Annotated in this window: 16 protein-coding genes; 13 read left to right on the top strand and 3 right to left on the bottom strand. The window is 62.8% G+C overall.

Annotated elements, in window-relative coordinates; all coding sequences use genetic code 11:
• Positions 1–40 precede the first annotated feature (40 nt).
• The 11 genes from ispC to accA all read left to right on the top strand — a co-directional run bounded on the left by ispC (position 41) and on the right by accA (position 14,388).
• Complete coding sequence (ispC, locus tag AB5Y80_RS01010) at positions 41–1,237, top strand: 1-deoxy-D-xylulose-5-phosphate reductoisomerase (protein ID WP_042864260.1); 1,197 nt, start codon at positions 41–43, stop codon at positions 1,235–1,237.
• A 76-nt stretch (positions 1,238–1,313) separates the two neighbouring features.
• Positions 1,314–2,666 carry a sigma E protease regulator RseP gene (gene rseP / locus AB5Y80_RS01015; RefSeq protein WP_039039430.1) on the top strand — a complete coding sequence of 451 codons (1,353 nt, stop codon included), beginning with the start codon at positions 1,314–1,316 and terminating at the stop codon, positions 2,664–2,666.
• Positions 2,667–2,700: 34 nt separating this feature from the next.
• Positions 2,701–5,124, top strand: coding sequence for an outer membrane protein assembly factor BamA (bamA, locus tag AB5Y80_RS01020; protein ID WP_041214690.1), 2,424 nt, complete (start codon positions 2,701–2,703; stop codon positions 5,122–5,124).
• A gap of 147 nt (positions 5,125–5,271) precedes the next feature.
• Positions 5,272–5,784: an OmpH family outer membrane protein gene (locus tag AB5Y80_RS01025; protein WP_029313943.1), complete on the top strand. Its 513-nt coding sequence runs from the start codon at positions 5,272–5,274 to the stop codon at positions 5,782–5,784.
• A 3-nt stretch (positions 5,785–5,787) separates the two neighbouring features.
• Entirely contained in the window at positions 5,788–6,807 is a 1,020-nt protein-coding gene (gene lpxD, locus AB5Y80_RS01030; RefSeq protein WP_039039449.1) for a UDP-3-O-(3-hydroxymyristoyl)glucosamine N-acyltransferase, read from the top strand.
• A gap of 24 nt (positions 6,808–6,831) precedes the next feature.
• Positions 6,832–7,293, top strand: coding sequence for a 3-hydroxyacyl-ACP dehydratase FabZ (gene fabZ / locus AB5Y80_RS01035; RefSeq protein ID WP_010673414.1), 462 nt, complete (start codon positions 6,832–6,834; stop codon positions 7,291–7,293).
• Positions 7,294–7,295: 2 nt separating this feature from the next.
• Positions 7,296–8,087 (top strand): acyl-ACP--UDP-N-acetylglucosamine O-acyltransferase, encoded by a 792-nt coding sequence (lpxA, locus tag AB5Y80_RS01040; protein WP_010673415.1) that lies wholly within the window; start codon positions 7,296–7,298, stop codon positions 8,085–8,087.
• On the top strand, positions 8,080–9,219 hold the full coding sequence (lpxB, locus tag AB5Y80_RS01045; RefSeq protein WP_279988935.1) for a lipid-A-disaccharide synthase: 1,140 nt from the start codon (positions 8,080–8,082) through the stop codon (positions 9,217–9,219). Before lpxA ends, lpxB begins: the two co-directional genes overlap by 8 nt.
• A 78-nt stretch (positions 9,220–9,297) precedes the next feature.
• Positions 9,298–9,888 (top strand): ribonuclease HII, encoded by a 591-nt coding sequence (gene rnhB / locus AB5Y80_RS01050; protein ID WP_368172418.1) that lies wholly within the window; start codon positions 9,298–9,300, stop codon positions 9,886–9,888.
• A gap of 53 nt (positions 9,889–9,941) precedes the next feature.
• Positions 9,942–13,421 carry a DNA polymerase III subunit alpha gene (gene dnaE, locus AB5Y80_RS01055; RefSeq protein WP_042015569.1) on the top strand — a complete coding sequence of 1,160 codons (3,480 nt, stop codon included), beginning with the start codon at positions 9,942–9,944 and terminating at the stop codon, positions 13,419–13,421.
• A gap of 16 nt (positions 13,422–13,437) precedes the next feature.
• Positions 13,438–14,388 carry an acetyl-CoA carboxylase carboxyl transferase subunit alpha gene (accA, locus tag AB5Y80_RS01060; protein ID WP_041211295.1) on the top strand — a complete coding sequence of 317 codons (951 nt, stop codon included), beginning with the start codon at positions 13,438–13,440 and terminating at the stop codon, positions 14,386–14,388.
• 82 nt (positions 14,389–14,470) lie between these two features.
• Here the strand turns inward: accA and AB5Y80_RS01065 are convergent, their stop codons facing one another.
• Together AB5Y80_RS01065 and AB5Y80_RS01070 are read right to left on the bottom strand one after the other, a co-directional pair.
• Positions 14,471–15,862, bottom strand: coding sequence for an MATE family efflux transporter (locus tag AB5Y80_RS01065; protein ID WP_324051545.1), 1,392 nt, complete (start codon positions 15,860–15,862; stop codon positions 14,471–14,473).
• 106 nt (positions 15,863–15,968) lie between these two features.
• Complete coding sequence (locus AB5Y80_RS01070) at positions 15,969–16,874, bottom strand: LysR family transcriptional regulator (RefSeq protein ID WP_039039436.1); 906 nt, start codon at positions 16,872–16,874, stop codon at positions 15,969–15,971.
• A gap of 495 nt (positions 16,875–17,369) precedes the next feature.
• Between AB5Y80_RS01070 and AB5Y80_RS01075 the strand changes: the two genes are divergently transcribed.
• Together AB5Y80_RS01075 and yjeH are read left to right on the top strand one after the other, a co-directional pair.
• Positions 17,370–18,662, top strand: coding sequence for an HAAAP family serine/threonine permease (locus AB5Y80_RS01075; protein WP_039039437.1), 1,293 nt, complete (start codon positions 17,370–17,372; stop codon positions 18,660–18,662).
• Between the two features lie 125 nt (positions 18,663–18,787).
• Positions 18,788–20,068, top strand: coding sequence for an L-methionine/branched-chain amino acid transporter (yjeH, locus tag AB5Y80_RS01080; protein ID WP_042015548.1), 1,281 nt, complete (start codon positions 18,788–18,790; stop codon positions 20,066–20,068).
• Between the two features lie 43 nt (positions 20,069–20,111).
• On the opposite strand, the gene AB5Y80_RS01085 is transcribed toward yjeH, so the two are convergent.
• Positions 20,112–20,648 carry a GNAT family N-acetyltransferase gene (locus AB5Y80_RS01085; RefSeq protein WP_323880175.1) on the bottom strand — a complete coding sequence of 179 codons (537 nt, stop codon included), beginning with the start codon at positions 20,646–20,648 and terminating at the stop codon, positions 20,112–20,114.
• Between the last annotated feature and the right edge of the window lie 19 nt (positions 20,649–20,667).

Here is a 20,667-nt window from a genome sequence, read left to right on the forward strand (position 1 = left end):
CGTCCCGCTCCATCAGTCTGTTACCCAATCAGGAGTCTTGATGCAAAACCTGGTGATCCTGGGAGCGTCAGGCTCCATCGGTCAGAGCACCCTCAAGGTACTGCGCCACAACCCCGGGCGCTGGCAGGTGCTGGCGCTGACCGCTGCCCGCAGCGTGGACGCCATGCTGCGCGACTGTCTCGAATTCTCCCCCCGGTTCGCCGTCATGGTGGACGAAGGCGCCGCCAGTGATCTGGCGGGTCGGCTCAAGGCTCACGGCAGCACCACCCGGGTGTTGTCCGGTCAGGCAGCCCTGTGCGACGTGGCTGCTCACCCCGATGCCCACAGCGTGATGGCGGCCATCGTCGGTGCGGCGGGTCTGGCACCCACCATGGCTGCCGTGCGCGCCGGCAAGCGCATTCTGCTGGCCAACAAGGAGGCGCTGGTGATGTCCGGAGCCTTCTTCATGGAGGCGGTGCGCGAGCACGGCGCCGAGCTGCTCCCCATCGACAGCGAACACAACGCCATCTTCCAGTGCCTGCCGGTCGACGTGCAGCGCCAGCCCGGTTTCTGCGATCTGGCCGGGGCGGGGATCAGCAAGATCCTGCTGACCGGCTCCGGTGGACCTTTCCGCTATGCTGATGTGGGCGAACTGCACCATGTCACCCCGGCGCAAGCCATTGCCCATCCCAACTGGTCCATGGGGGCCAAGATCTCGGTGGACTCCGCCACCATGATGAACAAGGGGCTGGAGTACATCGAGGCGCGCTGGCTGTTCAATGCGGCCCCCGAGCAGATCCAGGTGGTGATCCACCCCCAGTCCGTCATTCACTCCATGGTGCAGTACAAGGATGGCTCCGTGCTGGCCCAGCTCGGCAACCCGGACATGTGTACTCCCATTGCCCACGCTCTGGCCTATCCGGAACGGATCGAGTCCGGTGTGGAACCTTTGGATTTCTTCAGTGTCGGAGAGTTCAGCTTTATCCGGCCCGACTATGAGCGCTATCCCTGTCTGGCGCTGGCCATGAGGGCGTGCCAGCAGGGGCAGGGGGCGACCACCTCCCTCAATGCCGCCAACGAGGAGGCCGTCGCGGCTTTTCTTGCAGAGCGGATCGGATTTATGGATATTGCCAGAGTCAACGAATCCGTCATGGCCGAGCTGGGCAGCAGTGCTGCCGGCTCTCTGGCGGATCTCATCGCCCTGGACGGTACGGCCCGAGCCCGTGCCCAGCAACTGATAAAGGAGCTTGCCGTATGAACGGACTGTGGTGGCAGCCAGCCCCTCTCCATGCTCTCGAGCGCAGGACTGGACATGACCGCGAGGTACGCGGCTGATGGGCGGGCTTCTGTGGAATATCGGCGCCTTCATCGTGGCCCTCGGGCTGCTGGTGGCGGTGCATGAATTTGGCCACTTCTGGGTGGCTCGTCGTTGCGGCGTCAAGGTGGAGCGCTTCTCCATCGGCTTTGGCAAGGCCATCTGGCGTCGCCTTGGCAAGGATGGCACCGAATACGTGCTGGCCCTGATCCCCCTTGGCGGTTACGTCAAGATGCTGGATGGCCGGGTCGACGAACTCAAACCCGGGGAGGAGGCGCAGGCCTTCAACCACAAGAGCGTCTGGGCCCGGATGGCCATCGTCGCGGCCGGCCCCATGGCAAACTTCGTGTTCGCCCTGTTCGCCTTCTGGCTGATGTTCATGATAGGGGTGCCGAGCGTCAAACCCGTGGTGGGCGAGGTGCGTCCCGCCTCCATCGTGGCAGAGGCCGGCATCCTGCCAGGCATGGAGATCGTCGGCGTCGGCGGCGAGGAGACCGGTGACTGGGAGAGCGTCACCTACGCCCTCATCAGCCACCTTGGCGATGACTCGGTCCAGCTCAAGCTCAAGGCGGCCAACACCAGCTATGCAGTGGACAAGACCCTGCAGCTGGCAGGCTGGAAGTTTGACCCCGACAAGGAGTCTCCCATTGGCAGCCTCGGGATAGTGCCCCTCGGTGGCAAGGTGCTGCCCGTGGTGGAGGCCGTGGTGCCGTCGAGCGCCAGCGAGAAGGCTGGCCTTCAGATAGGGGATCGCATCAAGGGGGTCGATGGAGAGGCCATCACCGAATGGGCCCAGTTTGTCGAGCGTGTCCAGCAGTCACCGGCGCAGCCGCTGCAGGTGACGGTGGAGCGCGGGGGCAGCGAGATGACCCTGACCCTGACCCCGGACGGAAAGAAAGTGAAGGGCCAGCTGGTCGGTTTTGTGGGCTTGTCGCCGCAACTGGTTCCATTACCGGATGAGTATCGAACTCTGTTACAGTATGGGCCTTTGCAAGCCCTGTGGCATGGGGTCCAGAAGACCTGGAGCCTGATCACCCTGACCTTCGACATGATAGGCAAGCTGATCGGTGGCATCGTCTCTTTGGACAACCTGAGCGGCCCCATCTCCATCGCCAAGGGGGCCGGCAGCAGCGCCGATTACGGGTTGGTCTATTTCCTCGGATTCCTGGCGCTCATCAGCGTCAACCTGGGGATCATCAACCTGTTCCCCCTGCCGGTGCTCGATGGTGGCCATCTGGTCTATTTCCTCATCGAGGCGATCACCGGCAAGCCGGTATCGGAAAAAATTCAGGAAGTTGGGTTCAGGATAGGCGCCGCCATTCTGATGTTACTGATGGGCATTGCGCTGTTTAATGATTTCGCTCGCCTCTGAGGCCAGAGCATCAACAAGGACACATAAGAACAAAATGGCTGTTAAAAAAGCATTGGTGTTGAGTTGCCTGCTGGGGGCCAGCTTCCTGGCTCAGGCTGCCCCGGCCTCTTTTGTGGTGCAAGACATTCAGGTCGAGGGCCTGCAGCGGGTGACCCTGGGTGCCGCCCTGTTGAATCTGCCGGTGCGGGTCGGTGATTCCGTCGACTCCGTGTCCCTGGCGAACGCCATCAAGAAGCTCTATGCCTCCGGGAACTTCGAGGACGTCAAGGTCTATCGCGACGGTCAGGTGCTGCAAGTGGTGGTCAAGGAGCGCCCGACCATCTCCAGCATCGAGTTCTCCGGCAACAAGGACATCAAGGAAGAGCAACTGACCCAGAGCCTGGAATCCTCCGGGATCCGCGTAGGTGATCCGCTGGATCGCACCGTGCTGAGCTCCCTCGAGAAAGGGCTGGAAGATTTCTACTACGGCGTGGGCAAGTACTCCGCCAAGGTCAAGGCCATCGTCACCCCGCTGCCGCGCAACCGGGTCGACCTCAAGTTCACCTTCGTGGAAGGGGAAGCGGCCAAGATCCAGCAGATCAACATCGTCGGCAACAACGTCTTCCCGGAAGAGAAGCTGCTGGCCCAGCTCTCCCTCAAGGACGACGTGCCCTGGTGGAACTTCACCGGCGATCAGCGCTACCAGAAGCAGAAGCTGGCCGGTGACATCGAAGTGCTGCGCTCCTACTACATGGACCGCGGCTACATCCGCTTCACCCAGGAGTCCACCCAGGTCTCCATGACCCCGGACAAGAAGGGGGTCTATGTCACCCTCAACGTCAAGGAAGGGGAGCAGTACAAGGTTTCCGGCATCCAGCTCAAGGGCGACCTCATCGACCGCGGCGGCGAGATGAAGGGCCTCATCCCCATCGAGGCGGGCAGCGTCTACTCCGCCAGTCAGGTGACCCATACCGAAGAGGTGCTCTCCAAGTTCCTCGGCCGTTACGGCTACGCCTATCCGAAAGTGGTCACCTTCCCCCAGATCAACGACCAGACCAAGGAAGTGGAGCTCATCGTCAACGTTGAGCCGGGTCCCCGGGTCTATGTGCGCAACATCAACTTCAGCGGCAACGTCACCACCAAGGACGAAGTGCTGCGTCGCGAGATGCGCCAGATGGAGGGCACCTGGCTCTCCTCCGACAACGTCGAGCAGTCCAAGACCCGTCTCAACCGCCTCGGCTTCTTCGAGACCGCGGAAGTGGACACCAAGCGGGTGCCGGGCAGCGATGACCAGGTCGATCTGGACTTCAAGGTCAAGGAGCAGCCGGCGGGGTCCATCAACGCCGGTATCGGCTACGGCACCGAGTCGGGTCTGAGCCTGCAGGCGGGTCTGCAGCAGGACAACTTCATGGGGACCGGCAAGAAGATCGGCATCAACGCCAGCACCAACGACTACTCCAAGAGCGTCGACCTGAGCTATAACGACCCCTACTTCACCGTGGACGGGGTGAGCCTGGGCGGCCGTCTCTACTACAACAAGTTCAGTGCGGCCGACGCCAACATCGTGGACTACGAGAACACCACCGTCGGTTTCCGTCTCTCCAGCGGCTTCCCGGTCAACGAGAACAACCGTCTCGACTTCAGCCTGGGCTACGAGAACAACAAACTCTCCCAGCCCAACCCCTATGTACAGGTGGACGAGTTCTGGAAGGTCTACAGCGGCAATCTGGATGGCGACAACCGCATGGTGTTCAACACCGTGGACGTCACCGCCGGCTGGACCCGCTCCACCCTCAACAAGGGTCAGTTCCCGACCGCGGGTGACCGCCAGCGGGTGAACGCCAAGGTGACGGTGCCCGGCATGGATCTGCAGTACTTCAAGCTCAACGCCGAAGATGCCCACTACTTCCCGTTTGATGCCGACCACAAGTGGGTCATGCTGGCCAAGGCCCGTGCCTCCTACGGCGACGGCTATGGCAGCAATGGCGACTACGAGCACGTCCTGCCGTTCTTCGAGAACTACTACGCCGGTGGCTTCGACACCCTGCGTGGTTTCAAGAGCAACACCGTGGGTCCGAAGGCGCTCTACTACTACAACCTGGGTGGCAACGACGTCATCCAGGGCACTGACAGCTCGGTCGGGGGCAACGCCCTGGCGGTGGCCTCGCTGGAAATGATCGTGCCGACGCCCTTTGCCTCCGAGACCTATCAGCCCCAGCTGCGGACCAGCTTCTTCATCGACGCCGGTTCCGTGTGGGATACCCACTTCGACTACAGCCAGTATCAGAACCGTTGCTTCAGTGGTTGCAACTATCTGATGGACTACTCCGACCCGAGCAACATCCGGATGTCGACCGGCCTGTCGCTGCAGTGGCTCTCTCCCATGGGCCCGCTGGTGTTCGTGTTGGCAAGACCAATCAAGAAATACGAAGGGGACGACACCGAAGTCTTCTCCTTCAACATCGGCCGTACCTTCTAAGGGGAGCGGACGCCCCCCCGCCATGGCGGGGGGAAGCATGATGGGTCGCGCGTTTGCGTGCCTCACCAGGTAACAAGACGATCTCGTGGATCGCTTGCACAATCAGGTAAATCAGGTAGCCCTCGACCGAGGGACCAAGGAGTAAGTGTGAATAAAGCGTTGAAAGTAGCTGGTTTGAGCTTTGCACTGATGGCTGCCGGCATGGGTTCTGCCTTCGCTGAGACCAAGATTGCCGTGGTCGACATGGGCGAAGTCTTCCAAAAGCTGCCCCAGCGTGAAGCCGTTGCCAAGAAGCTGAAGGGCGAGTTCGAACCGCGCATGCGTGAACTGCAGAAGCTGGAGTCCGACGGTCAGGCACTGGTCGAGAAGTTCAAGAAGGACGAAGCCTTCATGAGCGCCGAACAGAAGAAGCAGAGCCAGGAGAAGCTGGCCAAGCTGCAGATGGAGTTCAACCAGAAGCGTCAGGCGTTTGAACAGGACAACGGTCGCCGTCAGTCCGAAGAGCGCAACAAGATCCTGACCAAGGTGCAGGCTGCCATCGACGCCATCGCCAAGAGCAATGGCTACGATCTGGTGCTGGAGCGCAACGCCGCCCCGTATGCAGCCAGCAAGCTGGACATCTCCGGCCAGGTTATTTCTCAGGTTAGCAAGAGCAACTAATTGATGGCATTCACTCTCGCACAGCTGGCCCAGCAACTGGGGGCCGAGGTCCATGGGGATGGGACCCGGGAAATTCGCAAGGTCGCGACACTGGAAAAAGCCGGGGAGGGGGAGATAGCCTTTCTGTCCAACAAGAAGTACCGGCATTTTCTGGAGCAGAGCAAGGCCACTGCCGTGCTCATCACCGAGGCAGACCTGCCGTTTTGCCCCACCAACGCCCTGGTGCTCAAGGACCCCTACGTGGGCTTTGCACGGGTTGCCCAACTGCTGGACACCACCCCGCAGCCGGCCATGGATATCCATCCGAGCGCCGTCATCGCGGCGGACGTGCAACTGGGCGAGAGAGTGGCCATCGGTGCCAATGCGGTGATCGAATCCGGCGTCGTGCTGGGTGACGATGTGCGTATCGGCCCGGGCTGTTTCGTTGGCAAGGATACCCGACTGGGAGCGCGCTCCCGGTTGTGGGCCAACGTTACCCTCTATCACAACGTGACCCTGGGCACGGACTGTCTGGTACAGGCCGGCACCGTGATCGGGGCAGACGGTTTCGGTTATGCCAACGAGCGCGGCGAGTGGATCAAGATCCCCCAGCTCGGTGGCGTGACCATCGGCAACCGGGTCGAGATCGGTGCCTGCACCACCATCGACCGCGGTGCGCTGGAAGATACCCGCATCGCTGACAACGTCATCATCGACAACCAGTGCCAGATCGCCCACAACGTCGAGATCGGCTACGGCACTGCCGTGGCGGGCTCCACCGTGATGGCCGGTAGTCTCAAGGTCGGCAAATACTGTATCATTGGTGGTGCCTCCGTCTTTAACGGGCACATGGAGATCTGCGACCAGGCCACCGTCACCGGCATGGCCATGGTGATGCGTCCCATCACCGAGCCCGGTATCTACTCTTCCGGCATCCCCCTGCAAACCAATAAAGAGTGGCGCAAGACCGCCGCCCGGGTGATGCGTATCGAAGAGATGCACAAGCGGTTGAGCAAGCTTGAGAAAAAGCTGGATCAAGAATAATCACGATTGGTATAGGGTACTGTTTTGACTACTGAAAAGAAGAGCCTGGGCATCCAGGAAATCATGGATCTGCTGCCCCACCGTTATCCGTTCCTGATGGTGGACAAGGTGGAAAACTACGAGATCAGCGATGAGCGCAAGACCCTGCGCGCCATCAAGAACGTCTCGTTCAACGAGCCGATCTTCCAGGGCCACTTCCCGGCCAAGCCGGTCTTCCCCGGCGTGCTGATCCTGGAAGCCATGGCCCAGGCCACCGGTATCCTGGCCTTCACCATGGTGGGCAAGCCGTCCCCCAACGAGCTCTATTACTTTGCCTCCATCGACAATGCCCGCTTCAAGCGCCCGGTGGGCCCCGGCGATCAGCTGGTGCTGGATGTGGAGTTCCTGAAGGAGCGTCGCGGCATCGCCAAGTTCACCGGTGTCGCCACCGTCGACGGTGAAGTGGTCTGTACTGCCGAACTGATGTGCGCCAAGCGCGAGGTATAACCGTGATCGATCAGACTGCCATCATCCACGACACCGCCATCGTCCATGAGTCTGCCGTCATCGGCAAAGGGGTTGAAATCGGCCCCTTCACCGTCATCGGCGCCGAGGTGGAAATCGGTGACAACACCTGGGTGAGCTCCCACGTGGTGATCAAGGGCCCGACCAAGATCGGTCGCGGCAACAAGATCTTCCAGCACACCTCCATCGGTGAGGATTGCCAGGACAAGAAGTACGCCGGCGAGCGCACCTTCCTCGAGATCGGCGACAACAACGTGTTTCGCGAGAACTGCACCGTGCACCGCGGCACCACCCAGGACCAGAGCCTGACCAAGGTGGGTAGCGGCAACCTGTTCATGGTCAACGTTCACGTGGCCCACGACTGCATCATCGGTGACAACTGCATCTTCGCCAACAACGCCACCCTGGCGGGCCATGTGCACATCGGTGACTTCGTGATCTTCGGCGGTCTGTCTGCCATACACCAGTTCGGCCGCGTCGGCTCCCACGCCTTCGTCGGCGGCTGCGCTGCCCTGAACAAGGACGTGCCGCCCTACGTGATGGCCGCCGGCAACTACGCCAAGCCGTTCGGGGTCAACTCCGAAGGCCTGCGTCGTCGTGGCTTCAGCGCCGAGGCGATCTCCGCCGTCAAGCGCGCCTACAAGGAGATCTTCCGCTCCGGCAAGACCATTGAAGAGGTGTTGCCCGTGCTGAGCGAGATGGCCCAGAGCGAACCGGCCATCCAGCTCTATGTGGATTTCCTCAAGGACAACGAGCGCGGGATCATCCGTGCCTGATCCCATTCGCATCGGCATCGTCGCCGGAGAGACCTCCGGCGACATCCTGGCCGCAGGGCTGGTGCGCGAACTGCAAGCCCGCTACCCGGATGCGCAGTTCGAAGGGATCGCCGGGCCGCGGATGCAGGCTCTCGGCGTGAAGGCGCTGTTCGAGATGGAGGAGCTTTCCGTCATGGGCATCACCGAGGTGCTGGGCCGTCTGCCCCGCATCCTCCAGGTGCGCCGCGAACTGCTGCGCCACTTCATCGCCAATCCCCCCGACATCTTCGTCGGTGTGGATGCACCGGATTTCAATATCGGGGTGGAGCTGAAACTGCGCCGCGCCGGTATCAAGACGGTCCACTATGTCAGCCCCTCCGTCTGGGCCTGGCGTCAGGGCCGCATTCACAAGATCAAGGCCGCCACCGACATGGTGCTCGCCTTCCTGCCATTCGAGAAAGCCTTCTACGACCGTTTCGATGCACCCTGTCGCTTCGTCGGCCACACCATGGCGGACGACATTCCCCTGATCCCGGATCAAGGGGCGGTGCGCGAGGCCCTCGGCATCGATCCCGCCCGTCGCTGGCTGGCGGTGCTGCCGGGGAGTCGCACGGCGGAAGTGGGCTTCATGGCGCCGGTCTTCCTCGAGGCGTGCAAGCACCTGACGGTGCACAACCCGGATCTCGGTTTCATCGTGCCTCTGGTCAACCAGAAACGGCGCGAGCAGTTCCTCGCCATCAAGGCCGAGGTGGCCCCGGAGCTCGACATGGTGCTGCTGGACGGCCAGGGCCGCGAGGCCATGATTGCCGCCGACGTGGTGATGCTCGCCTCCGGCACCGCGGCCCTCGAGGCCATGCTGGTGAAAAAGCCCATGGTGGTGGGTTACAAGCTCAAACCGTTCAGCTACTTGCTGGCCCAGTGGCTGGTGAAGACGGATTATGTCTCCCTGCCGAACCTGCTGGCGGACAAGATGCTGGTGCCCGAGCTCATCCAGCACGAGTGCACCCCGGCCAACCTGGTGGAAGAGGTGAGCAAGCTGCTGGACCATGACAACAGCGAGCTCATCGCCACCTTCACCCGGTTGCACGAGAAGATCCGCTGCAATGCGGATGTGCAGGCAGCGGAAGCGGTTGCCGCGCTGCTGGAACGCTAGTGGGCTCTGCCTGTGTGTCAGGCGTGATGTTGTGCTGATACTGGCCCTGCGGGGCCGGTTTTGATTCAAGGCTATGAGATGACGATCGATATTCCCGAAGACAAGCTGATTGCCGGGGTGGACGAGGTGGGTCGCGGCCCCCTGGTGGGTGACGTGGTCACCGCCGCGGTGATCCTGGATCCTGCCAATCCCATCCTTGGCCTCGCCGATTCCAAGAAGCTCTCCGAGAAGAAGCGGCTCGCCCTGTTTGGCGAGATCAAAGAGAAGGCGCTGGCCTATGCCATCGGCCGCGCCAGCCCGGCGGAAATCGACGAGCTCAACATCCTGCACGCCACCATGCTGGCGATGCAGCGCGCCGTGGCGGGGCTCAAGGTGACGCCCGAGCTGGTCTTCATCGACGGCAACCGCTGCCCCAGATTGCCGATGGAGGCCCGCGCCGTGGTCAAGGGGGACAGCCTGGTGGCCGCCATCAGCGCCGCCTCCATCCTCGCCAAGGTGACCCGGGACGCCGAGATGACCGAGCTGGACTGTCGCCATCCCGAGTACGGTTTCGCCCGCCACAAGGGCTATCCGACGGTGGAGCACCTCGCCATTCTGGCCGAACGGGGTCCGCTGCCCGAATACCGTCAAAGCTTCAAGCCGGTGCGCCGCGCTCTGGGGATCGAATAACCGATGCCGATCTGTCTGAACGATTTCTGCTTGCGCAATGAGAGGGCGTGACCATGGCTGATCCCCGTTTCATCCACCTGAGGGTGCACTCCGACTTCTCCATGGTCGACGGCCTGCAGAAGATCGGTCCCATCGTCTCCGCTGCCGCCGCCAACAACATGCCGGCCCTGGCCCTGACGGACCAGATGAACATGTGCGGCCTGGTGCGCTTCTACGGCTCTGCCCACGGCAAGGGGATCAAGCCCCTGGTCGGGGCGGATTTCTGGGTGCAGAGCGACGAGCTTGGGGACGAGCAGTTCCGCCTCACCCTGCTCGCCATGGACAACGACGGCTACCAGAACATCACCCTGCTCATCTCCCGCGGCTATCAGCGCGGTCATGTGCAGGGGCGCCCCGTCATCGACAAGGCCTGGCTTGGCGAACATGCCAAGGGGGTGATCGTCCTCTCCGGCGGGCGCGAGGGGGATGTGGGCAAGTTCCTGCTCAAGGGCAACCGCCAGATGGTGGAGCATTGCCTCGCCTTCTACCAGACCCACTTCCCGGATGCCTACTACCTGGAGCTGCTGCGTACCGGCCGCCCTGACGAGGAGGTCTACCTGCACATGGCGGTGGCCATTGCCACCGAGTTCGAACTGCCGGTGGTGGCCACCAACGAGGTGGTGTTCCTCACTGCCGATGACTTCGATGCCCACGAGATCCGGGTCGCCATCCACGACGGCTACACCCTGATGGACAAGCGCCGACCGCGCCGCTACAGCCCCCAGCAGTACCTGCGCAGTCAGGAGGAGATGGCGGAGCTGTTTGCCGACATCCCGGAAGCCCTGGAAAACACGGTGGAGATCGCCAAGCGCTGCAACGTGACGGTGCGCCTTGGCGAGTATTTCCTGCCCAATTTCCCCACCGGCGACATGACCACCGAAGACTTCCTGGTCATGAAGTCGAAGGAAGGGCTGGAGGAGCGGCTGGCCTTCCTGTTCCCGGATCCGGCGGTGCGGGCCGAGCGCCGTCCCGAGTATGACGAGCGTCTCGACATCGAGCTCAAAGTGATCAACCAGATGGGCTTCCCGGGTTACTTCCTCATCGTGATGGAGTTTATCCAGTGGTCCAAGGACAACGGCATCCCCGTCGGTCCGGGCCGGGGCTCGGGGGCGGGGTCGCTGGTGGCCTATGCCCTCAAGATCACCGATCTGGATCCGCTGGAATTTGACCTGCTGTTCGAACGTTTCCTGAACCCCGAGCGGGTCTCCATGCCTGACTTCGACGTCGACTTCTGCATGGACCGGCGCGACGAGGTGATCGATCACGTCTCCGAGATGTACGGCCGGGAGGCGGTGTCCCAGATCATCACCTTCGGCAGCATGGCGGCCAAGGCGGTGGTGCGGGACGTGGGCCGGGTGCTGGGCCATGCCTACGGCTTTGTCGATCGCATCTCCAAGCTGATCCCGCCCGACCCCGGCATGACCCTCGCCAAGGCGTTCGAAGCCGAGCCCAAGTTGCCGGAGCTCTACGAGCAAGACGAGGAGGTCAAGGACCTCATCGACATGGCCCGCCGCCTGGAAGGGGTGGTGCGCAACGCCGGCAAGCACGCCGGTGGCGTGGTGATCGCGCCTACCAAGATCACCGACTTCGCGCCGCTCTATTGCGACGACGAGGGGCATCACCCGGTCACCCAGTTCGACAAGAACGACGTGGAGTACGCGGGCCTGGTGAAGTTCGACTTCCTGGGGCTGCGCACCCTCACCATTATCGATTGGGCCCTTGGCATGATAAACCCCCGTCTTGCCAAAGAGGGCAAGCCGCCGGTGGACATCGCCGCCATCCCCATCGACGACAAGAAGTCGTTCGCCCTCTTGCAGCGTTTCGAGACCACGGCGGTGTTCCAGCTCGAATCCCGCGGCATGAAGGACCTCATCAAGCGGCTGCAGCCCGACTGCTTCGAAGACATGATCGCGCTGGTGGCCCTGTTCCGCCCGGGCCCGCTCCAGTCGGGCATGGTGGACAACTTCATCGAGCGCAAGCACGGCAAGGAGGCCATCTCCTACCCGGACGAGAAGTGGCAGCACGAGAGCCTCAAACCCATACTCGAGCCCACCTACGGCATCATCCTCTACCAGGAGCAGGTGATGCAGATCGCCCAGACCCTGGCGGGGTATACGCTGGGTGGCGCGGACATGCTGCGTCGGGCCATGGGCAAGAAAAAACCCGAAGAGATGGCCAAGCAGCGGGCCGGCTTCGAGGAGGGGGCGGTCAAGAACGGCGTCGACGGCGAACTGGCGATGAAGATCTTCGATCTGGTGGAGAAGTTTGCGGGCTACGGCTTCAACAAGTCCCACTCCGCTGCCTATGCGCTGGTCTCTTACCAGACCCTCTGGCTCAAGACCCATTTCCCGGCGGAGTTCATGGCGGCGGTGATGACCGCGGACATGGACAACACCGACAAGATAGTGACCCTGGTGGACGAGTGTCAGCGCATGGGGCTGACCGTGATCCCGCCGGACGTCAACACCGGTCGCTACCGCTTCAGCGTCAACGAGGACGGCCACATCGTCTACGGCATCGGCGCGGTGAAGGGAGTAGGGGAAGGGCCCATCGAGGCGATTCTGGACGCGCGGGATCGGGACGGTCCGTTCCGCGACCTGTTCGACTTCTGCAACCGGGTCGACATCAAGAAGCTCAACAAACGGGTGATGGAGAAGCTCATCCTCTCCGGCGCCATGGACAGGCTCGGCCCCCACCGCGCCGCCCTGATGGCGACCCTGGAGGAGGCGATGCGCGCCGCCGAGCAGCACGCCAAGGCCCAGGCGGTGGGGCAGGTCGACATGTTCGGCGTGCTCACGGAGGAGATCGACGACGTCAAGAAGGCGTTCGCCAACGTGCCGCACTGGCCCGACAAGGTGTGGCTGGAAGGGGAACGTGAGACCCTCGGGCTCTACCTCACCGGTCACCCCATCAACCAGTACAGCAGCGAGCTGCGGCGCTACACCTCGGGTCGACTGTGCGATCTGCATCCCACCTCCCGGGATACGGTGACCACGGCGGCGGGGTTGGTGATCGCGGCGCGCAGCATGGTGACCAAGCGCGGCAACAAGATGGGGATCTTCACCCTGGACGACAGATCCGGCCGTCTGGATGTGACCCTTTTCAGTGAAGCGCTGGAAAAATACGAAGAATTGATGCAAAAAGACCGTATTTTAGTGGTTTCTGGACAGGTCAGCTTTGATGACTTCTCCGGTGGCCTTAAAATGTCGGCCCGCGAGTTGCTGGATATCAACGATGCGAGGGAGCGTTTTGCCAGGGCAATCCGCATCTCCCTCGATGAACAACGCATTGACGAGCGCTTTTTCCCGCGTTTGTGCGAGATTTTGGAGCCCGCCCGTGCCGGAGTCTGTCCGGTTCAGGTAAACTATCGTCGCCCCGGTTCCCGGGTGCGATTGACGCTCGGTACCGAGTGGCGGGTGACGCCCACCGATCAACTGATAGATGACTTGCGAGTCCTGCTTGGACGAGAGCGGGTTGAATTGGTTTTTGATTAGAGGATCTATTGTCCCTATGAGTCTTTTTCTGGATTTTGAACAGCCGATCGCCGAGTTGCAGGCACAGATCGATGAACTGCGCCATGTGAGCGAGCACAACAGTGCCGTGGATCTCAGCGAAGACATTCGCCGGCTGGAGAAGAAAAACGAAGAGCTGACCAAGAAGATCTTCGGCGATCTGGGTGCCTGGCAGGTATCCCAGATGGCACGTCATCCCCAGCGCCCCTACACCCTCGACTACATCGAGCAGATCTTCACCGATTTCGACGAGCTGGCCGGGGATCGCGCCTATGCCGATGACAAGGCCATCGTCGGCGGCATCGCCCGTCTCGACGGCGAGCCAGTGATGGTCATCGGTCACCAGAAGGGGCGCGAGACCAAGGAGAAGATCAAGCGCAACTTCGGCATGCCGCGTCCGGAAGGGTACCGCAAGGCCCTGCGCCTGATGGAGATGGCCGAGCGCTTCAAGATGCCGATCATCACCTTCATCGACACCCCGGGTGCCTACCCCGGTGTCGGTGCCGAGGAGCGTGGCCAGTCCGAAGCCATCGCCCGCAACCTGAAAGTCATGGCCGGCCTGACCGTGCCGGTGGTCTGCACCGTGATCGGTGAAGGCGGCTCCGGCGGCGCTCTCGCCATCGGCGTGGGCGATCGGGTCAACATGCTGCAGTACTCCACCTACTCCGTCATCTCGCCGGAAGGGTGCGCCTCCATCCTGTGGAAGAGCGCCGAGAAGGCCTCGGTGGCGGCGGATGCCATGGGCATCACCGCCCAGCGCCTGAAGGAGCTGAAGCTCATCGACAACATCGTCGAGGAGCCCCTCGGCGGTGCCCACCGCGACGTGGAGAAGATGGCCAAGCACCTGAAAGCACGCATCAAGCAGGATCTGGATGCCCTGCGCCCCCTCGACAGCGAGCAACTGCTGGAGCAGCGCTACCAGCGTCTGCTGGGTTACGGCTACTGCTGATCTGCCGCTTCCAATAAAAAGTCCCCGCATGCGGGGACTTTTTTTATGGGCGACCTTTGTGGGGGGACGCCGGGGGCGGGTCTCAGGGGGCGGTCAGCGCCCGGTGCATGGGGGCGGAAGCACGCCCTCCGGCAGGGCTCAGGGCCCGCCACTCCCGCCACAGCAGCCAGCACAGGGGGGGCGTCAGCAGCAGCACGGTGGCGGGCTGGGCCATCAAGACCCCGTCGCGCCCCCACCAGAGGGGCAGCAGGAAGATGAGGGGCAGCAGCAGCACCGTCTTGGCCACGGAGATGACGAGGGCCTGGCGGGTGCGGGCCATGGCCTGCAACAGCACGATGCCGAACATGACGATCCCCTCCAGGGGCAGGGCAGCGAGGTTGAGGGTCAGGCTGCTGATGGCGGCGGCGAGCAGCTCTGCGTCCTGATCCCCGGTGTAGAGCATGGCGACCGGCTGCGGCAGCAGCTGGACAATCAGCCAGACCCCCAGGCCATAGACCAGGGTGATCTTGAGCCCCATCGCCATCAGGAACTGGAGGTCGCGATGGCGCCCGGCCCCGGCTGCCTGGCTCACCAGGGGCTGGATGCCAAACGCCAGTCCCTGCAGGATGACGATGAAGACCGCCTCCGTGTATCCCGCCACGGTGAAGCCCGCCAGATCCTTGACCGTGCCGTGCACCATCAGCTGGCTGTTGTGCAGCAGCAACAGCAGCCCCAGATTGAACTGGGCGATGAGGCTCGGCAGCCCGGTGAAGAGCAGGCCGGGCATGGCCGGGAAGCGGGGTACCAGCTGGCGCCAGGTCAGCCGCAACCGGGCGTGGCGGGTGAAGAAGTACCCCAGGCCGAGCAGGCTGACCATGGCCTCCGAGAGGAGGGTGGCCTGGGCCGTGCCGGTGAGGCCGAGCCCGAGCCGGCCCACCATGATGTAGTTGAGCAGGATGTTGAGGAGGGCGCCGCCGCTCACCAGTACCATGGCGAGGCGAGGGCGGCCGTCGTTGCGAAGCAGGTAGGGCACCGCCAGGTTGCTGGCGAGCAGCAGGGTGCCACCGCCAATCCAGGTGAGGTAGTCGCTGGCCTGCTGCCAGGTGTCGGTGCCGGGGGTCATTCCCAGGGCCTGCAGGATATCGGTGTGCCAGTGGTGCAGCAGCAGCGGCGCTACCGTGCCCAGGATCAGCAGCAGCCAGAGGGCGCTGACCAGAGCCTGGCGGGCCAGAGCGAGGTTCCTGGCGCCCTGCTGGAAGGAGATGGCGGTGGCGGCCCCCATGGCGATCATGGCGGCGAGGCCGATGAGCACCATGATGACCGGATAGACCAGGTTGATGCCGGCAAGGCCGGCGGCCCCCACATAGTGGCCGACGAAGATGCCGTCCACCAGGTAGTAGGCGCCGGAGACCAGCATGGCCATGACGGAGGGGAGGGCATAGCCCCAGAAACGGCGGGCCATGGCCCGTTGACGCAGGCGGAAGTAGGCGGACATATCTGTACTCGGGAAAAGGGCCGGAATCGAGCAGACAGTCTAGTTTCTTATGGATTAATTGATAATCAGGCTTTCATTTGATGGATTACTGAATGCGGCTCATCAATTAACGGATCCTGTGATACTCCTTCAGCATGTCGATCAGGGCTCGCAGCCCTTGCCCCAGCTGGTGCCGGCCCGGATAGAAGAGGTTGAACCCGGCAAAGCTGGGGCTCCAGTCATCCAGCACGCTCACCAGCCGCCCCGATGCCAGGGCGTCGAACACCTCCCCTTCATGGCAGTAGGCGAGCCCGAGCCCCGCCTCGGCCGCCCCCAGGTAGAGCGCGGGCGTGCTGGTGGTGAGCGGGCCCGTCACTTCGATCTCCAGCAGTTCCCCCTCGGCGGCAAAGGCCCAGCGATAGTGGTGATGGGGCGTGAGCCGGTAGCCGATGCAGTCGTGCTGGCGCAGATCCGAGGGGTGGCGAGGGGTGCCACGCCGTGCCAGATAGTCGGGGGAGCCCACCACCAGATAGCGCTGCTGCGGGCCCAGGGGAACCGAGATCATCTCCTGGGGCAGCAGGTCGCCGTAAAAGAGGGCGGCGTCGTAGCCATCCTCGATGAGGCGGGGCATCAGCTCCAGCTCCTCCACCTCCACCTGCATGCGCGGGTAGCGCACCAGATAGTCGATGAGCACCGGGGCCAGCACTTCCTGGATGGCGGCTCGGGGGGCACAGAGCCTGAGCCTGCCCACGGGTTCGCCCGCGTGGCGCGTCAGCTCCGCCAGTGCCGCCTCCAGTTGCCCCAGGGTCGGCAGTACCTGGGCCAGCAGCCGTTCTCCTGCCTCGGTCGGCACCACGGCCCGGGTGCTGCGATTGAGCAGCCTGACGGCCAGGCGACTCTCCAGCCCTTTGAGGGCATGACTCAGGGCCGAGGCGGAGACCCCGAGCTCGAGGGCGGCCTTGCTGAAACTGCGGTGACGGGCGACGGCGGCAAACACGGCCAGCTCGGCGAGATCGGTGCGGGAGAGGGTCATGGTCGGTACGCAGAAAAGGGGCGGACACAAAGGGTACGCCATGGGGCGACGGGAGACAATCGGGGGGCAATGAGGGGGTTGTGACAAAATTGTTGCGCGCCTCAAGGTGAGGTGGATCACACCAAAAAGTTTATATGTTAAAAAAAAATCGCAATATGGCGATTCAAGTGTGATCTGAAGCGACGGAAAGGCGATTCCAATCAAACTTTGGTTGATTAATTCAAAAAAACGCTGTGATTAATAGTGCCTTTTAACTAGAGTCATCTCATCGGATGAGGTGAGCGTTATCCCGTTGTTAACGAGCGAGCACGATCCCCTCTGTATTACGACTCCCCGCCCGTGTTTGTTGCAATCAGGTTGCCACAGGGAGTGGCGGCCGGATGGCCGGGGCGGAGGAACAAACAGGACGAATAGCTGGAGTTCCAGGGAAAGGAACCGGGCCCAGGCCCACTGACAAGTTAAGATCCCACTTTCCTTGATGACAGGAACACCCCTATGTCTGACATGAACATTGCAGTTGAAGGCAGCTTGAGCAAAGCCTCCTCCCGTGGCATCAACAAGGCCGACGTGGTCTGGATGCTGGGTCTGTACGGTACCGCCATCGGCGCCGGTGTCCTCTTCCTGCCGATCAATGCCGGTGTCGGTGGCCTGTGGCCGCTGGTCGCCATGCTGATCCTGGCCCTGCCGCTGACCTTCTTCGCCCACCGTGGCCTGACCCGCTTCGTGCTGTCCGGCTCCACCCGTGACGGCGACATCACCGAGGTGGTGGAAGAGCACTTCGGCAAGACCGCAGGCAAGTTCATCACCCTGCTCTACTTCTTCGCCATCTACCCCATCCTGCTGATGTACTCCGTGGCCATCACCAACACCGTCGAGAGCCTGATGGTGCACCAGCTGGGCATGACGGCACCTCCCCGTGCCATCCTCTCCCTGGTGCTGATCCTGGGTCTGATGGCGATCGTTCGCCTGGGCGGCCAGGTCATCGTCAAGGCGATGAGCGTGCTGGTCTTCCCGTTCGTGGTCACCCTGATGGGCCTGGCGGTCTACCTGATCCCGCACTGGAACGGTGCCATCATCACCGAAGCCCCTGCGCTGGGTGAGGCCTTCAACGGCGACTTCATCAAGACCCTGTGGCTGGCCATCCCGGTGATGGTGTTCTCCTTCAACCACTCCCCGATCATCTCCTCCTTCGCGGTGGACAACAAAGGCCGCTACGGCGCCAACGCCGAGAAGAAGTGCAGCAATATCCTGCTGGGCGCCCACGTCATGATGGTGATGACAGTGATGTTCTTCGTGTTCAGCTGCGTGCTGAGCCTCTCCCCGGCTGACCTGGCGGCGGCCAAGGAGCAGAACATCTCCATCCTCTCCTACCTGGCCAACCACTTCGACAACCCGGTGATCGCCACCGTGGCACCGCTCATCGCCATGGTTGCCATCAGCAAGTCCTTCCTGGGTCACTACCTGGGTGCGCAAGAGGGCATGAACGGCCTGATGGCCAAGTCCCTGCGCGAGAAGGGCAAGAACGTCGACGTCAAGCAGCTGAACAAGGTGACCGCGGTCTTCATGATCCTGACCACCTGGGCCGTGGCCACCATCAACCCGAGCATCCTCGGCATGATTGAAGATCTGGGCGGCCCCATCATCGCCATGCTGCTCTTCCTGATGCCGATGTACGCCATCGCCAAGGTACCGGCCATGCGCAAATATGCCGGCAACCTCAGCAACGGCTTCGTCACCCTCATCGGCCTCATCGCCATGTCCGGCATCATCTACAAGCTGATTGCCTGATGACAGCGTTCATCCCAGTGAGAAAGCCGCCCCCCGGGGCGGTTTTTTTATGGGCACAAATGCTTAACAAAGCGGTGGTGGCGGCCTAACATGGCGGGATGTTTTTCTAGACGGGACAACAGGATATGTCTGGGTTGAAAAAGGATCTCGGGCTCTGGCAGGGGATGGGGCTGCTCGCCACCTCCCTGCTCGGTACCGGGATCTTCGTGGTACCGGCCACCGCTGCCTCGCTGGCGGGAGGGGCGTCGCTGTGGGCCTGGCTGCTGCTGATTGCTCTGGTGCTGCCCATCGCCTTTACCTTCGCCCGCCTCGGGCGGCGTTATCCCCACGCGGGGGGCGCCCCCCATCTGATTGGCCTCGCCTTTGGCAACGGCGCCGAGCGCTTCTCTGCTTTCCTCTTTCTGGCGGTGCTGCCGGTGGGCCTGCCTGCCGCCCTCACCATCGCCGCCGGTTTCTGGCACGCCCTGTTCGACATGGGGGAGTGGACCCTCTGGGGCATCCAGCTGCTCACCCTGCTCGGGGTCTTTCTGCTGGGGCTGCGGGGAGCGCGCTCCTCCGGCAACCTGCAACTGCTGATCGCCCTGGCCATCCTGGGGCTCACCCTGCTTATCTGGGTCAAGGGGGATCTCAGCTGGCGCGATGCCGCCCAGCCTCTGCCAACGGCGAGCGAATGGCCCGCCATGGGCTCGGCGCTGGCGGTGATGTTCTGGTGTTTCGTGGGGCTCGAGGCCTTCGCTCACATGGGGGAGGAGTTCAAGCGGCCAGAGCGGGACTACCCCCTTGCCCTGCTGGGGGGCGTGCTGCTGGCGGGGCTCATCTACTGGGTGCACTCGCTGGTGGTGCTCAAATATGACCTCTACGGGGACGAGGCGACCAATGCCACCGCCATTCCGGCCCTGCTCTCCCTGTTGTTCGGCCCCACCGCCAAGTGGCTGGTGGCGGTGCTGGGCTATCTCTCCTGCTTCGCCAGCATCAACATCTACCTGCAAGGTTTTGCGCGCCTTATCTGGAGCATGGCGCGGGAGGGCAAACTGCCGGTCTCCCTCTCTCGCCTCTCGGCCCGGGGCGCTCCCCTGCATGCCCTTGCCTGGGTGCTCGCCATCTGTTTCGTCTCCATCACCCTGATCCTCTGGCTGCGTCTGCCCCTCGATGCGTTGATCCGCTACGCCAATGGCAACTTCGTGCTGGTCTATCTGCTCTGCATGGCGGCCGGCTGGCGCTTGTTGTCGGGGACCGGCAAGGGGCTGGCGGGCCTCAGCGTGCTGCTCTGTGCCCTGGTGCTGCTGGCCCTCGCCACCCAGGTGCTCTATGCCGTCGTGCTGAGCCTGGGGTATGGCGGCTTCTCCCTGTGGCGGCGCAGACGCCGCCGCTCGGCGTCCGATGAGGGTGTCTGCGCCATCAAGTAACTCCCGAAAAAAAGCCCCGCAGTGCGGGGCTTGTTGTTGCGGGTCACAGGCTGGCGGGCAGGTCGCTGCGCAAGATGGCGTAGTGGCGCAGGGAGATGAAGCCATCCCCCTTGCGCTCGCACTCCCGCGCCGTGCCCTCGTAGTGAAAACCGGCCCGCTCCAGCAGGCGGGCGGAGGGGAGGTTGGGCTCCTCCACCACTGCCAGCAGCCGGTGCAGGTCGGTGGTGCGGTAAGTGAGCGGTAGCCAGAGTTGCAGCGCCGCGCTCATCACCCCCTTGCCCCAGTGTTCGGGATAGAGCCAGTAGCCCAGCTCGGCACACCGGTGAGTCGGGTCGGCATCGTTGTAGCCGATGGCCCCCAGCGGCTCGCCCGAGAGTCGGTCGCGAATGAGATGCCAGGCGCCACGGCCGGTGCGGGTCAGCTCGGCATACCAATCCATCTGTGCCCGGCATGCCGCCAGGCTGTCGTAGCTGACGCCGTAGTAGGCGACGACCCGGGGATCGGAGAGGCCGCGGAAGATATGGGGCAGGTCGGTGTCGGTGACGGGATCCAGCCTGATGTGGGGTGGTGCTGATGTCATGATGACTCCTTGCGGCCAG

The sequence above is a fragment of the Aeromonas sp. R2-1 genome (assembly GCF_040908425.1).
GTDB classification, from domain to species: domain Bacteria; phylum Pseudomonadota; class Gammaproteobacteria; order Enterobacterales; family Aeromonadaceae; genus Aeromonas; species Aeromonas caviae.

Excerpts from the sequence above, each read along its gene's own strand:
- ispC (WP_042864260.1), top strand. The coding sequence starts at position 41 with ATGCAAAACCTGGTGATCCTGGGAGCGTCAGGCTCCATCGGTCAGAGC.
- rseP (WP_039039430.1), top strand. The coding sequence starts at position 1,314 with ATGGGCGGGCTTCTGTGGAATATCGGCGCCTTCATCGTGGCCCTCGGG.
- bamA (WP_041214690.1), top strand. The coding sequence starts at position 2,701 with ATGGCTGTTAAAAAAGCATTGGTGTTGAGTTGCCTGCTGGGGGCCAGC.
- lpxD (WP_039039449.1), top strand. The coding sequence starts at position 5,788 with ATGGCATTCACTCTCGCACAGCTGGCCCAGCAACTGGGGGCCGAGGTC.
- rnhB (WP_368172418.1), top strand. The coding sequence starts at position 9,298 with ATGACGATCGATATTCCCGAAGACAAGCTGATTGCCGGGGTGGACGAG.
- dnaE (WP_042015569.1), top strand. The coding sequence starts at position 9,942 with ATGGCTGATCCCCGTTTCATCCACCTGAGGGTGCACTCCGACTTCTCC.
- accA (WP_041211295.1), top strand. The coding sequence starts at position 13,438 with ATGAGTCTTTTTCTGGATTTTGAACAGCCGATCGCCGAGTTGCAGGCA.
- AB5Y80_RS01065 (WP_324051545.1), bottom strand. The coding sequence starts at position 15,862 with ATGTCCGCCTACTTCCGCCTGCGTCAACGGGCCATGGCCCGCCGTTTC.
- AB5Y80_RS01070 (WP_039039436.1), bottom strand. The coding sequence starts at position 16,874 with ATGACCCTCTCCCGCACCGATCTCGCCGAGCTGGCCGTGTTTGCCGCC.
- AB5Y80_RS01075 (WP_039039437.1), top strand. The coding sequence starts at position 17,370 with ATGTCTGACATGAACATTGCAGTTGAAGGCAGCTTGAGCAAAGCCTCC.
- yjeH (WP_042015548.1), top strand. The coding sequence starts at position 18,788 with ATGTCTGGGTTGAAAAAGGATCTCGGGCTCTGGCAGGGGATGGGGCTG.
- AB5Y80_RS01085 (WP_323880175.1), bottom strand. The coding sequence starts at position 20,648 with ATGACATCAGCACCACCCCACATCAGGCTGGATCCCGTCACCGACACC.